The 13,583-nt window shown below is 60.7% G+C and carries 11 protein-coding genes; 10 read left to right on the forward strand and 1 reads right to left on the reverse strand.

Annotated features, from left to right (window positions below; translation table 11 throughout):
- The first annotated feature begins 55 nt into the window (after window positions 1-55).
- The 4 genes from AACY02_RS23120 to AACY02_RS23135 all read left to right on the forward strand — a co-directional run bounded on the left by AACY02_RS23120 (window position 56) and on the right by AACY02_RS23135 (window position 4,681).
- Window positions 56-1,405 carry an APC family permease gene (locus AACY02_RS23120; RefSeq protein WP_221733826.1) on the forward strand — a complete coding sequence of 450 codons (1,350 nt, stop codon included), beginning with the start codon at window positions 56-58 and terminating at the stop codon, window positions 1,403-1,405.
- Window positions 1,406-1,523: 118 nt separating this feature from the next.
- Window positions 1,524-2,540, forward strand: a complete 1,017-nt coding sequence (locus AACY02_RS23125) for an arginine N-succinyltransferase (protein WP_339433930.1) — start codon at window positions 1,524-1,526, stop codon at window positions 2,538-2,540.
- A gap of 61 nt (window positions 2,541-2,601) precedes the next feature.
- Window positions 2,602-3,636: an arginine N-succinyltransferase gene (gene astA / locus AACY02_RS23130; RefSeq protein WP_339433931.1), complete on the forward strand. Its 1,035-nt coding sequence runs from the start codon at window positions 2,602-2,604 to the stop codon at window positions 3,634-3,636.
- A 175-nt stretch (window positions 3,637-3,811) separates the two neighbouring features.
- The gene (locus AACY02_RS23135; protein WP_221733829.1) at window positions 3,812-4,681 is read left to right on the forward strand and encodes an isocitrate lyase/PEP mutase family protein; all 870 of its coding nucleotides are present in this window, start codon (window positions 3,812-3,814) and stop codon (window positions 4,679-4,681) included.
- A gap of 108 nt (window positions 4,682-4,789) precedes the next feature.
- Here AACY02_RS23135 and AACY02_RS23140 read toward each other — a convergent pair whose 3' ends face one another.
- Complete coding sequence (locus AACY02_RS23140; protein WP_339433932.1) at window positions 4,790-5,863, reverse strand: diguanylate cyclase; 1,074 nt, start codon at window positions 5,861-5,863, stop codon at window positions 4,790-4,792.
- A gap of 191 nt (window positions 5,864-6,054) precedes the next feature.
- Here AACY02_RS23140 and AACY02_RS23145 point away from each other — a divergent pair, with 191 nt between their 5' ends.
- The 6 genes from AACY02_RS23145 to hglS all read left to right on the forward strand — a co-directional run.
- Entirely contained in the window at window positions 6,055-7,509 is a 1,455-nt protein-coding gene (locus AACY02_RS23145) for a flavin-containing monooxygenase (RefSeq protein ID WP_339433933.1), read from the forward strand.
- Window positions 7,510-7,530: 21 nt separating this feature from the next.
- Window positions 7,531-8,457 (forward strand): alpha/beta fold hydrolase, encoded by a 927-nt coding sequence (locus AACY02_RS23150; protein ID WP_339433934.1) that lies wholly within the window; start codon window positions 7,531-7,533, stop codon window positions 8,455-8,457.
- Window positions 8,454-9,953, forward strand: coding sequence for a glycolate oxidase subunit GlcD (gene glcD / locus AACY02_RS23155; RefSeq protein WP_339433935.1), 1,500 nt, complete (start codon window positions 8,454-8,456; stop codon window positions 9,951-9,953). The genes AACY02_RS23150 and glcD overlap by 4 nt, the downstream gene beginning before the upstream one ends.
- Complete coding sequence (glcE, locus tag AACY02_RS23160) at window positions 9,953-10,999, forward strand: glycolate oxidase subunit GlcE (protein ID WP_339433936.1); 1,047 nt, start codon at window positions 9,953-9,955, stop codon at window positions 10,997-10,999. The genes glcD and glcE overlap by 1 nt, the downstream gene beginning before the upstream one ends.
- Before the next feature lie 2 nt (window positions 11,000-11,001).
- A complete protein-coding gene (glcF, locus tag AACY02_RS23165) occupies window positions 11,002-12,222 on the forward strand; it encodes a glycolate oxidase subunit GlcF (protein WP_339433937.1) in 1,221 nt (406 codons plus the stop codon).
- 88 nt (window positions 12,223-12,310) lie between these two features.
- On the forward strand, window positions 12,311-13,583 hold a 1,273-nt coding region (hglS, locus tag AACY02_RS23170; protein WP_339433938.1), incomplete at its 3' end, for a 2-oxoadipate dioxygenase/decarboxylase HglS.

Here is a 13,583-nt window from a genome sequence, read left to right on the forward strand (position 1 = left end):
TGGACCGATAGAACAACTAAAAAATGACCGACTGGCTGACAAGGAGTTGCGCTTCATGGAAATTGAAGAATTCGGCTACAAACAAGAATTGAAACGTAGCCTGACACTTACAGACCTGGTGGTGTACGGGATGATCTTCATGATCCCCATCGCCCCGTTTGGCGTGTATGGCTACGTCAACGCCGAGGCGCCCGGGATGGTGCCGCTGGCCTACATCATCGGCATGGTGGCGATGCTGTTTACCGCGTTGAGCTACGGCAGCATGGCCCGAGCCTTTCCGATTGCCGGATCCGTTTATTCCTACGCGCAACGCGGCTTGAATCAACATGTCGGCTTCATCGCCGGCTGGCTGATGCTGCTCGACTACCTGCTGATTCCGCCGCTGCTCTACGTCTACGCGGCGATGGCACTCAACCATTTGTACCCGGATATTCCGAAAGTCGGTTTCATTCTGGCCTTCCTGGTCAGTGCGACGTTCGTCAACCTGCGCGGCATCACCTTCACCGCACGGATGAACATCATCTTCCTGCTGGCCCAACTGGTCGTTCTAGGCATCTTCCTCTTCTATGCCTGGACGGCCCTGCACAACGGTGGCGGTAACGGCGAACTGACGTTGGCGCCGTTGTACAACGCCGAGACTTTCAACTTCGCCCTGCTGATGCAAGCGGTGTCGATTGCGGTGCTGTCATTCCTGGGCTTCGACGCGATCTCGACCCTGGCCGAAGAAATCAAGGGTGATCCGGGTCGCAGTGTCGGCAAAGCGGCACTGATCACACTGGTAGTGATGGGCGTGATTTTCGTCGCACAAACCTGGATTGCCACTGACCTGGCCGCCGGCATGGGCTTCACGTCCGCCGACACTGCGTTCTATGAAATCGCCGAAATCGCCGCTGGCAGTTGGCTCGCCACCCTGACCGGTGTCGCGACCGCCCTGGCTTGGGGTGTAGCGGTGGCAATCACCTCGCAAGCGGCGGTGTCGCGCCTGCTGTTCGGCATGGCCCGTGACGGCAAACTGCCGAAAGTGCTGGCCAAGGTCCACCCCAAACACAACACGCCGTACTTGAGCATTTATCTGGTGGCGGTGCTGTCGCTGGTGATCTGCTACCTGTTCATCAACTCGGTCGACACCCTGACGTCGCTGGTCAACTTCGGCGCGCTCAGCGGTTTCATGCTGCTGCACCTGACCGTGATCAACTACTACTGGCGTCGGCAAAAGTCCGGTCAGGTCGTGCGCCATCTGATCTGCCCGGTGATCGGCTTCATCATCGTCGCGGCCATCATGTACAACATGGGCGTCGATGCACAGAAACTCGGCCTGATCTGGATCGCTCTGGGCCTGGTTTACCTGTTCTTCCTCAACAAACTCGGGGCTAGCACCGCGCTGCCGGACCCAAGCAACGGCTGACAAGAAAAAGAGCAGCGTCTGACAACAAATCAGGCGCACGCCGATTTAACGCGTGGAAACCGACAGTGATAGTCAGGTTCGGTGAATTCGCCGAACCTTTTGATACAGGAGTACATCCATGCTGGCCTTACGCCCAGTCGCGCAGACTGATCTGCCCCAGCTACAACAATTGGCCCGCGACAGTTTGGTGGGCGTGACGTCCCTGCCGGACGACAGTGACCGTTTGCGTGAAAAAATCGCCGGCTCCTGCGCTTCGTTTGCTGCAGACGCCACCGCCCATGGCCCGGAGAACTACTTCTTCGTGCTGGAAGACCTCGACAGCCAACAACTGCTGGGTTGCTCCGAAATCCTCGCCACTGCCGGTTTCGACGAACCGTTCTACAGCCTGCGCAATCGCCATTTCACCAGCGCCTCGCGAGAACTGAACATCGAACACGGCGTGCCGGCGCTTTCGTTGTGCCACGACCTGAACGACCACACGCTGCTGCGCGGTTTCCACATCAACGCTGCGCTGGTGGGTACGCCGTTTTCCGAATTGCTCTCGCGGGCGCGCCTGCTGTTCATCGCCGCTCATGCGCAACGGTTCGCCGAAGCAGTGATTACTGAAATCGTCGGCTACAGCGATGAAAACGGCCATTCGCCCTTCTGGGACGCGCTGGGCAAGCACTTCTTTGACCTGCCCTATACCGAAGCTGAGCGTCTGTGCGGATTGCAGAGCCGTACGTTTCTGGCTGAACTGATGCCGCAATACCCGATCTACGTGCCGATGCTGCCGCAGGCCGCACAAGACTGCATTGGCCGCATCCACCCGGACGGTCAGGAAGCCTTCGACATTCTTGAGCGTGAAGGCTTTGAAACCAACAGCTACATCGATCTGTTCGACGCCGGCCCGACCCTGTATGCACGCACAGCGACTATCCGCTCGATCGCCCGCAGCCAGACGGTACACGTGCGGCAACAGTCGCAAATCGATGCGCGTGGCCGTTATCTGCTGAGCAACGATGCGTTGCACGGTTTTCGGTGCATCGTCGCCGAACTCGATTACCACCCCGATCAACCGCTGTCTCTCACCCCTGCAATGTGTGCGGCGCTGAATGTGACCGATGGCAACCCGATCCGGCTGATAGCCCTGTGAACCGCGCCCGGCTCCGCACCCAACGACAGTGCCCGAACAGGCGCGCAGAAGGAGTTACAGCATGATTGTCCGCCCGGTTAAAGTCAGTGACCTGCCCGCCTTGATGGCGCTGGTACAACAGGCCGGCCCGGGGTTCACCACCCTGCCGGTCAACGAAGATCGCCTGGCCCACCGCGTGCGTTGGGCGCAACGTGCATTCGCCGAGCAAGTGGAACGTGCCGATGCCGACTATCTGTTTGTGCTCGAAGACGATGACCAGCGCGTGGTCGGTGTCAGCGCAATGGCCGGAGCGGTCGGCCTGCGCGAGCCCTGGTACAACTATCGGGTCGGTTTGACGGTGAGTTCGGCGCCGGATCTGGGCATTCAACGCCAGATTCCCACGCTGTTCCTGAACAACGAATTGACCGGCCAATCGGAACTGTGCTCGCTGTTCCTGCGGCATGACCAGCGCCATGGCAGTAACGGTCGGCTTTTGTCGCTGGGGCGCTTGCTGTTCGTCGCCGAATTTCCGCATCTGTTTGGCGAAAAGATGATCGCCGAACTGCGCGGCAGCGCCGATGAACTGGGGTGTTCGCCGTTTTGGGACAGCCTGGGCCGGCATTTCTTCCAGATGGACTTCAGCCACGCCGATCACCTGTCGGGGCTGGGCAACAAATCGTTCATCGCCGAGCTGATGCCACGCCAGCCGCTGTACACCTGCCTGCTCACTGAGCAGGCCCAGGCCGCTATCGGTCAGGCGCATCCCAATACCGAGCCGGCGCTGAAAATCCTTCAGGCCGAAGGTTTTGCGCACAAAGGCTATATCGACATTTTCGATGGTGGCCCAGTGATCGAATCACCGATCCGAAACATCCGCACGGTGCGCGACAGCCTTGAGCTGACCTTGAGCCTCGGCAGCCCCGACGAGCAGGCCCCCTTGTGGCTGATCCACAACCGTCGCCTGGAAAACTGCCGCATCACCGTCGCTCGCGCCCGTTGCGTCGGCAGCAGCCTGGTGATCGACCGCCTCACGGCCAAACGCCTGCAACTGCAACCAGGCAACTCGGTACGGGCGGTGATGCTGCCCAATCAACAGCGGCATGCCGTGGCGGCATGAACCGGCCATGGAAATCTGCCGCCAAAGATGAATCCTTTCAGCCAAAGGCGCATGTTTAACCCCAGCCCCGCAAATTCGTCATGATCCTTGACCCATTCGCGTGATAGCCTTTTCATCCTTCGGCGTTGACACCTTTGCTCAAGCCCTTCCATTCCTTTGTATTGGTGGAACTCGTATGACCAGGCTTTCTCATCAAGATTTGCGCCGTAATTTCCGTCAACTGCTGGCATCCGATACCTGCTACCACACGGCTTCGGTGTTCGACCCGATGTCGGCCCGCATTGCCGCTGACCTGGGTTTTGAAGTGGGGATTCTCGGTGGTTCGGTGGCCTCGTTGCAGGTGCTCGGCGCCCCGGACTTTGCCCTGATCACCCTCAGCGAGTTTGCCGAACAGGCCACCCGCATTGGCCGCGTCGCCCAATTGCCGGTCATCGCCGACGCCGACCACGGCTACGGCAACGCCCTCAACGTGATGCGCACCATCGTCGAACTGGAACGCGCCGGCGTCGCCGCCCTGACCATCGAAGACACCTTGCTGCCCGCGCAATTCGGGCGCAAATCCACCGACCTGATCACGGTCGCCGAAGGCGTCGGCAAGATCCGCGCCGCACTCGAAGCCCGGGTCGATTCGGAAATGGCCATCATCGCCCGCACCAACGCCGGCATCCTGCCGAACCAGGAAATCATCAGCCGCACCCGTCAGTATCAGGCCGCAGGCGCCGATGGTATCTGCATGGTCGGGGTGCAGGATTTCGATCAGTTGGAACAAATCGCCGAACACCTGACCGTGCCGCTGATGCTGGTCACCTACGGCAACCCGGCACTGCGTGACGACAAGCGTCTGGCCGAACTGGGCGTGCGCGTGACCATCGATGGCCATGGCGCTTACTTCGCGGCCATCAAGGCCACCTACGACAGCCTGCGCGAACAGCGGCAGATTTTCACCCAGGCTTCGGACTTGAGCGCGACCGAACTGACGCACACCTATACCCAGCCGGAGGAGTACATTCTCTGGGCGAAGGAATACATGAGCGTCAAGGAGTAACGCGGTGGCCGGACTGACGTCAGCCGCTAAACCGGCGCCTTGTACGCCACCTCCCGCTGCATCGCCCGCGTCAGAATTCGCTCTATCGCGGATGCAACATAGAGGGACTCAGACCGAGTCGAGCAATGGCTGCCTGGGCAGGTTGTCGCAATTGCAGATCACCCGATTCCGCCCGCCGGCCTTGGCTTCGTACAACGCCTGATCGGCATCATTGAGCCAGCGCGTCGCATCGGCATGGGCCGGTTCGTACGCCGCCAGGCCAATACTCAAACTGACCTTCAACGCCGGATTCTGCTCGTAACCCAGCGTCGCGAAGCGCTCACGCAACGCCTCCATGGCCTGGGCGGCGTTGAACAGCGGCAACTCCGGGAGGATCACGCAGAATTCATCGCCCCCGTAACGCCCTGCAATGTCGGTCACGCGCAGGTTTTGCTTGAGCATTTTGCTCAACTGCCGTAGCACGATGTCGCCGGCCACATGGCCGTAGGTGTCGTTGATCGCCTTGAAATGGTCAATGTCGATCAACGCGATCGCCGCGCCCTGCTGCTGCCGTTTGCAGCGCTGAAAGGCAATCTCCAGTTGATCCTTCCACGCGCCGTGGTTGAGCAATCCGGTGAGGCTGTCGGTGCGGCTCAGGGCCAGCAATTCGCGTTTATGCAGGCCCAGCGTGTAGGCCTGACGAAAGCAGATCCAGCCCAGCGCCAACGGATACAGCATCAGCAACGGCAGGCAGGCATATAACTGCAAGGGCGTTGTCTGGGGAATGAACACCGGGGCAAACACCACCAGACCGACACACACACCGAGAATCTGCGCCGCCGTGCCGGCCAGCAAAAAACGCAAACCGCCGATGGCGACGTTATTCATCGCCATCATCGAAATGGTCGTGGCGCTGGGTAGCGGATTGAACTGCATCGCCGCAACCCAGAAACCGCCGAGAAACGCGTCGATCAACAGGTTTCGGTGTTCGGCGTAGTAAGGCACTTTGGCCCGACGCGCCCACTGAAACGCCAGATGTGGCCAGAGCAAGCCGTTGAACAGCATCAGGGCCCAAACCCACAGCGGCGGATCGAGCGGGTACATCGCCATGCTCACGCATAACAACCCCAACGCCAGACCGAGGATTCGCGATGTATAAAGCCTCCTGGCCAATGAAAGTCCCTTTCCCCCGGTGTTTCTCATAAGGGCCTCGTTCGTTTAAAAGAACCTTGGCGCACCGTCAGACGGATGTGTCTGGAGTCTATCAGGGCGACGTTAAATAGCCATCGCCGGCCCGCGAGCTCGACCCGGTACACAAACCCGCTCCCACAAAGCAAATATTTGGCTATACATGAAAGGAGGAAAACGGAAAAACAACTATAAGAAGGAGGCCCATGCAGATCTGCCAAGTGTTGATCATCGGCAGCGGTTTTGGTGGCCAGTGCGCGGCAGTCAATCTGCTCAAGGCCGGGATCGACGATTTTCGCCTGCTGGAACGGCGCGACTTCTTCGGCGGCACCTGGTGCCAGAACACCTACCCGGGCGCTGCAGTGGACGTGCCGTCGCCACTGTATTCACTGTCGTTCGCGCCGTACCGCTGGTCGCAGATGTTTGCCGGACAAGCGGAGTTGCACCGTTACACCGAGCATGTGATCGACGAGTTCGGCCTGCGCGAGCGGGTGGAACTGCAAGCCAATGTCGAACGCATCGAATGGGACGACACTGAAAAGCACTGGGCGGTCCACACCGGCACCAAGGGCACGTTCTACGCGCGGTTCCTGATCAACGCCACCGGCCCCTTGAGCCAACCGGTGATCCCGCACTTCCCCGGGCAGGAGCGCTTTGAAGGCAAGACGTTTCATACAAACCATTGGGATCACAGCTACGACTATCGCGGTAAACGCGTGGCCATCGTCGGCAGCGGTGCCAGCGCGGCACAGGTGATTCCGGCCATTGCGGCGCACGTCGAGCGACTGCATGTGTTCCAGCGCACGCCGCACTGGGTGTTGCCTCGCGCTGATCGCATCTTCGGGCCGGTTCAGCGTTGGCTACTGGGTTTGAAACCGGCTTACAAACTCCTGCGCTGGCTGATCTACTGGCAATTCGAAACCCGGGTCATCGCCTTCAAATACTCGAAACCGGCGATTCACCTGGTGCAAAAGCAAGCGCTGCGCTTTCTCAAACGCCAGGTAGCGGATCCAGAGCTGCAAGAAAAACTCACTCCCGACTTCACCATCGGCTGCAAGCGGGTACTGGTTTCGAGCACCTACTATCCGGCACTGACCCGACCCAACGTCACGCTGCACACCCGTGAGCAAGGTATCGCCTCCATCGATGAAACCGGGATCAACACCCAGGACGGCCAGCATCTAGATGTCGACCTGATTGTCTGGTCGACCGGTTACGACGCCACCGATGGCGTTATTTCCTACTCGGTCAGCGGAAAAAACGCCGTGCAACTCAGAGATGTCTGGGCCGAGTATCCCCGCGCCTACCTCGGCACCAGCCTGCCGGACTTCCCCAATCTGTTTATCGTCACCGGCCCCAACACGGGCATTGGCCACACTTCGGCGCTGTTTATTATCGAGTCGCAGATGAATTACATCCTCGACTGCATCCGCACCGTGCAAGCCAATGGTTTGCGCAGCATCGAAGTACGCCCCGAAGCGGAACGTACCTACACTGAGATGATCCACCGGGAGATGGAGCGCACCGTCTGGAAGTCCGGCGGCTGCCACAGTTGGTATCAAAGCAAGAGCGGTCATGTGATCGCGATGTTTCCCGGCTTCAGTTTCAGCTATTACCGGTTGACCCGGTCGCTGAAACCGGCCGACCACATTCTGTCCTGAACACGTAAAAGGAAGACGTCGATGCTTTTGCTGTTTGTCGCCCTCGCGGTTTTCGTGGCCTGGAGCTGGTTGAGTTATCCGGCGGTCGGTCATTGGCTCTATGACTTGAACATGGCCATCGAGGCCAAGTGGTACAAGCTGCACAAAATTGAAGTGCCCATCGCCGAGATGACGGTGTCGACCTGGCAGGGCGGGCCGTATGAGGCCGCCAGCGCGATCCTGATGCTGCACGGCTACAGTGGCGACAAGAACCTGTGGCTGCGCTTCTCCCGGCATTTTGTGCGTCAGTATCGGGTGATCATTCCGGACCTGGCCGGTCACGGTGAAACCGGCTTCAAGGCAGGTGGCGGTTACGACATTGCGCTGCAGGCCAAACGCATGATCCAGTTGCTCGACGTCTGCGGCGTGGAGAAGGTCCATGTGATCGGCAATTCAATGGGGGGCTACATTGCTGCGTGGCTGGCGGCGACGTATCCGGATCGCATTGCCTCGGTGGCGCTGATCGACCCGGCCGGTGTGACGGCACCGCAGGCCAGCGACATGGAGCGTCATCTGGCCCGAGGGCATAACCCGTTTTTGATCAACTCCCGGGAAGAATTCCGCCAGTTTTATGCCATGACCATGGCTTCGCCGCCGTGGGTGCCGAACCTGGTGCTGGATGCCATCGCCCAGCGCTACGAGCAGCAACGCGATGAACTGGAAGAGATCTTCCGCGACTTGCGCGCCAGCCCGCCGATGGAGCCGAAACTGGCCGACATCAAATGCCCCGCCCTGCTGCTGTGGGGGCGCAAGGATCGCTTGATCGACGTCAGCAGCGTGCCGGTCTGGAGCAAGGGCATCGCCAATTTGCGGGTGGACGTGTGGGATAACGTGGGGCACATGCCGATGGTCGAGCAGCCGGGGAATACCGCACGGTTGTACCGGGAGTTCTTGGGAAATCAGCGATGAACATCCTCTACGACGAGCGCCTCGACGGCCCGTTGCCTGAGGTGAACAAAGCTCAATTGCTCAAGGCCTTGCAGCAAGCCATCCCGGATCTCGACGTCTTGTGGCGCGATGAAGAGCTCAAGCCTTACGAATGCGATGGTTTGTCGGCTTACCGCACCACGCCCATGCTGGTTGCCCTGCCCCGTCGTCTTGATCAGGTGCAGGCGCTGCTCAAACTCTGCCATCAACAAAACGTCCCCGTTGTTGCCCGTGGCGCTGGCACCGGTTTGTCCGGCGGGGCCTTGCCACTGGCAAAAGGGCTGTTGCTGGTGATGGCGCGCTTCAACAACATCCTGCACATCGACCCGGCCGCGCGCACCGCACGAGTCCAACCGGGCGTGCGTAATCTGGCGATCTCCCAGGCTGGCGCACCGTTCGGGTTGTATTACGCGCCGGACCCATCGTCGCAAATCGCCTGCTCGATTGGCGGCAATGTTGCCGAAAACGCCGGGGGCGTGCACTGCCTCAAGTACGGTTTGACCGTACACAACGTGCTGAAAATCGAAGTCCTGACCATCGAGGGCGAACGCCTGACCCTGGGCTCTGACGCCCTCGATGCAGCGGGTTTCGACCTGCTCGCGCTGTTCACCGGCTCCGAAGGTTTGCTGGGGATCATCACCGAAGTCACGGTCAAACTGCTGCCAAAACCTCAAGTGGCGAAGGTGCTGCTGGCCAGTTTCGATTCCGTGGAAAAGGCTGGCCGGGCGGTGGCCGACATCATCGCGGCGGGGATCATTCCCGGCGGTCTGGAGATGATGGACAACCTCGCCATCCGTGCCGCCGAAGACTTCATCCACGCCGGTTACCCGGTCGACGCCGAGGCCATTCTGTTGTGTGAACTCGACGGCGTCGAAGCCGATGTCCACGACGATTGCCTGCGCGTGCGTGAGGTCATGAGTAAGGCCGGCGCCACCGAAGTACGCCAGGCACGCGACGAAGCCGAGCGCGTGCGCTTGTGGGCAGGACGCAAGAACGCGTTCCCGGCCATTGGCCGATTGTCGCCGGATTATTACTGCATGGACGGCACCATACCGCGCCGCGAACTGCCCGGTGTGCTGCAAGGCATCGCCCGCCTCGGCACCGAATATGGTTTGCGCGTGGCCAACGTATTTCATGCCGGCGACGGCAACATGCACCCGCTGATCCTGTTCGACGCCAATCAGCCCGGCGAGCTGCACCGCGCCGAGGCCTTGGGCGGCAAGATCCTCGAATTGTGCGTGCAGGTGGGCGGCAGCATCACCGGCGAACACGGGGTCGGCCGCGAGAAGATCAATCAGATGTGCGCGCAGTTCAACAGCGCTGAACTGAGCCTGTTCCACGCCGTAAAAGCCGCGTTCGACCCGCAAGGCTTGCTCAACCCCGGCAAAAACATTCCAACCCTGCACCGCTGCGCCGAATTCGGCGCCATGCACATTCATGCCGGGCAACTGCCATTCCCCGAGCTGGAGCGTTTCTGATGGCCGAATTCGATGCCGCCAGCGCCCTGCTCGATCAGGTCAACGAGGCGCGGAACAGTGCCACGCCACTGAAAATCCAGGGCGGCAACAGCAAAGCGTTTCTGGGGCGCGAGGTGGCCGGCGAGGTACTCGACACCCGTGAGCATCGCGGCATTGTTCACTATGAGCCGACCGACCTGGTGATCACGGTTCGTGCCGGCACGCCATTAGCCGAACTGCTCGCGACGCTGGACGCTGCCGGGCAAATGTTGCCGTGCGAGCCGCCGGCGTTTGCTGAAAGCGCCACGGTCGGCGGCATGATCGCCACAGGCCTGTCCGGGCCCCGGCGGCCATGGTCGGGCTCGGTGCGCGATTTCGTCCTCGGCACTCGGGTGATCACCGGGCTCGGCCAGCACCTGCGTTTTGGCGGTGAAGTGATGAAAAACGTCGCCGGTTATGACCTGTCGCGGCTGATGACCGGCAGTTTCGGTTGCCTCGGCGTACTGACTGAAGTCTCGCTCAAAGTCCTGCCCAAACCTCGGCAATGCCTGAGCATCCGCCTCGACATCGACTGCGCCCGCGCCTTGGCCAATCTGGCCGAATGGGGCCAGCAACCGCTGCCCATCAGCGCGGCGTGTCACGATGGCGACAGTCTGTACCTGCGTCTTGAGGGAGGCGAAGGCTCGGTGACGGCGGCGCATCAACGCTTGGGCGGAGAGCCGCTGGACTCGGTGTTCTGGCGCGATTTGAACGAGCACCGTTTGCCGTTTTTCGACGAAGGCCTGCCGTTATGGCGCCTGTCATTGCCGAACAATCTCGGGCCACTGGACTTGTCCGGCAAGCAATTGATCGACTGGGCCGGCGCGCAACGCTGGCTCAAATCTGCCAACGAAGGCATTCACGCCCTCGCCGAAGAGCTTGGCGGCCACGCCACTTGCTTCACCCACGGCCACGACACGCCGTTTCAGCCCTTGGCGCCGACACTGCTGCGCTATCACCGGCAACTCAAAACGCAACTCGACCCGCAAGGGCTGTTCAACCCCGGTCGAATGTACGCAGAGTTCTAGCCATGCAAACCACCCTCAGCGAGCAATCCCGCCAACTGCCCCGCGCCGCCGAGGCGGAAAAAATCCTGCGTACCTGCGTGCATTGCGGTTTTTGCAACGCAACGTGCCCGACTTATCAACTGCTCGGCGATGAACTCGATGGCCCGCGTGGGCGTATCTACCTGATCAAGCAAGTGCTTGAGGGCGCGCCGGCGACTGCGCAGACACAACTGCATCTGGATCGCTGCCTGTCGTGCCGCAACTGCGAAACCACCTGCCCGTCCGGCGTCGATTATCACAACTTGCTCGACATCGGCCGGGCAGTGGTCGATCAGGCGGTGCCGCGCCCGGTGGCGCAACGCATGCTGCGTGAAGGGTTGCGGGCACTCGCGCCGAATCCCGGTTTGTTTAAAGGTTTGTTGCGAGTGGGCACGACATTCCGGCCGCTGTTGCCGCGCATGATTGAAAGCAAACTGCCGCAGCACCTGCCGAGCTCGGGTGTGCGCCCGTCCCCACGGCATGCGCGCCGGGTTCTGCTGCTGGAAGGCTGCGTGCAACCAGGTTTGTCGCCCAATACCAATGACGCAACGGCGCGGGTGCTGGATCGCCTGGGGATCAGCATCACCCCGGTGGCCGAAGCCGGCTGCTGCGGCGCGCTGGACTATCACCTCGACGCCCAGGCCAAGGGCCTCGACCGCGCCCGGCAAAACATCGACGCGTGGTGGCCGCATCTGCAAAACGGCGCTGAAGCCATTGTGCAGACCACCAGCGGTTGCGGCGCGTTCATCAAGGATTACGGGCATTTGCTCAGGGACGATCCGCGCTATGCCGGCAAGGCACGGCGGATCAGCGAGCTGACCTTGGATCTGGTGCAAGTGCTTGCGCAAGAACCGCTGGAGCAGGTCTGTGCCGCCAGCGAACGACGGATCGCCGTGCATTGCCCGTGTACGTTGCAACACGCACTGAAACTCGGCGGCGCGGTGGAAGCCGTGCTGACGCGTTTGGGTTTCAACCTCACGGCCGTGCCGGACGGGCATTTGTGCTGCGGTTCGGCAGGCACCTACTCGCTGACGCAACCGGTGCTGGCCCGGCAACTGCGTGATAACCGCCTCAACGCGCTGGAAAGCGGCCGCCCGCAACTGATCGTCACTTCAAACATCGGTTGTCAGAGCCACCTGGCCAGTGCTGGACGCACACAGGTTTTGCACTGGGTCGAATGGGTGGATCAGTCGTTGGCAGAATGAAGTCCGTAGGATTCTTCGTTTGCCCGCGCAGGCGAAGGCTGCGATCTTTTCCTCCATCCATTACGTGACCGTGGCAGGAATTTTTTTCATGACAGTGCAGCCTTTCGTCAGCCCCGACCTGATTCGCCAACGCTTCTCCAAAGCGATGTCCGACATGTACCGCGAAGAAGTGCCGCTGTACGGCGCACTGCTGGCACTGGTGGAGCAGACCAACCGCGATGTGCTCGCACGTCAGCCAGACATCGCCCGACAGCTCAACAGCACGGGTGAAATCGAACGGCTGGACATGGAGCGCCATGGCGCGATCCGCGTCGGCACCGCGACTGAACTGGCCACCCTCGCCCGCCTGTTCGCCGTGATGGGCATGCAACCGGTGGGTTATTACGACCTGACGCCGGCGGGCGTACCGGTGCATTCCACCGCGTTTCGTGCGGTGCATGAAGAGGCGCTGCAAATCAGCCCATTTCGCGTGTTTACCTCGTTGTTACGCCTGGAGTTGATTGACGATCCTGAACTGCGCGCCTTTGCCGAATCGGTGCTGGCCAAGCGTTCAATCTTTACTGAGGCGGCATTACGTTTGATCGCACAGGCTGAGACGGCCGGAGGACTGAATGAGGCAGACGCCGCGGAGTTTGTCCTACAGGCACTGGAGACCTTTCGCTGGCATCACAGCGCAACCGTCACCGCCGCGCAGTACCAGACGCTCAGCGCCCAGCATCGTTTGATCGCTGACGTCGTCGCGTTCAAAGGCCCGCACATCAACCACCTGACACCGCGCACACTGGATATCGACAGCGTGCAGGCGCAGATGCCAACCCACGGCATCACCCCAAAAGCGGTGATCGAAGGCCCACCACGCCGGCAGTGCCCGATCTTGCTGCGTCAGACCAGTTTCAAAGCGTTGGACGAACCAATCGCCTTCACCGACCAGCGTGAAACCCGCGGCAGCCACAGCGCCCGTTTCGGCGAAATCGAACAACGCGGCGCAGCGCTGACGCCCAAGGGCCGGGCGCTGTATGACCGTTTACTGAATGCCGCCCGCGACGAACTCGGCGACTTCCCCAATGAAGCCAACGCCGCACGCTACAACGCGCTGATGACTCAACACTTTGGCGAATTTCCTGACAGCGTCGAGGGCATGCGCGAACAGGGCCTGGCGTACTTTCGCTATTTCGCCACGGAAAAAGGCGTGGCGGCGGGTAGCCTCAATGCCGCTTCTTTGGAGGATTTGTTACGCAATGGTTATGTGAAAGCTGAACCGCTGGTGTACGAAGATTTCCTGCCAGTCAGTGCGGCGGGGATCTTTCAATCGAACCTTGGGGATGCAGCGCAGGCCCACTATGGCGAACATTCCAACCGAC

The sequence above is a fragment of the Pseudomonas sp. EA_65y_Pfl2_P78 genome (assembly GCF_963970495.1).
Classification (GTDB): domain Bacteria; phylum Pseudomonadota; class Gammaproteobacteria; order Pseudomonadales; family Pseudomonadaceae; genus Aquipseudomonas; species Aquipseudomonas baetica_A.

Bases quoted from the DNA above. Each gene is read 5' to 3' on its own strand.
- AACY02_RS23150 (WP_339433934.1), top strand. From the start codon at position 7,531: ATGCTTTTGCTGTTTGTCGCCCTCGCGGTTTTCGTGGCCTGGAGCTGG.
- glcF (WP_339433937.1), top strand. From the start codon at position 11,002: ATGCAAACCACCCTCAGCGAGCAATCCCGCCAACTGCCCCGCGCCGCC.
- glcE (WP_339433936.1), top strand. From the start codon at position 9,953: ATGGCCGAATTCGATGCCGCCAGCGCCCTGCTCGATCAGGTCAACGAG.
- AACY02_RS23135 (WP_221733829.1), top strand. From the start codon at position 3,812: ATGACCAGGCTTTCTCATCAAGATTTGCGCCGTAATTTCCGTCAACTG.
- AACY02_RS23125 (WP_339433930.1), top strand. From the start codon at position 1,524: ATGCTGGCCTTACGCCCAGTCGCGCAGACTGATCTGCCCCAGCTACAA.
- glcD (WP_339433935.1), top strand. From the start codon at position 8,454: ATGAACATCCTCTACGACGAGCGCCTCGACGGCCCGTTGCCTGAGGTG.
- AACY02_RS23120 (WP_221733826.1), top strand. From the start codon at position 56: ATGGAAATTGAAGAATTCGGCTACAAACAAGAATTGAAACGTAGCCTG.
- AACY02_RS23145 (WP_339433933.1), top strand. From the start codon at position 6,055: ATGCAGATCTGCCAAGTGTTGATCATCGGCAGCGGTTTTGGTGGCCAG.
- AACY02_RS23140 (WP_339433932.1), bottom strand. From the start codon at position 5,863: ATGAGAAACACCGGGGGAAAGGGACTTTCATTGGCCAGGAGGCTTTAT.
- astA (WP_339433931.1), top strand. From the start codon at position 2,602: ATGATTGTCCGCCCGGTTAAAGTCAGTGACCTGCCCGCCTTGATGGCG.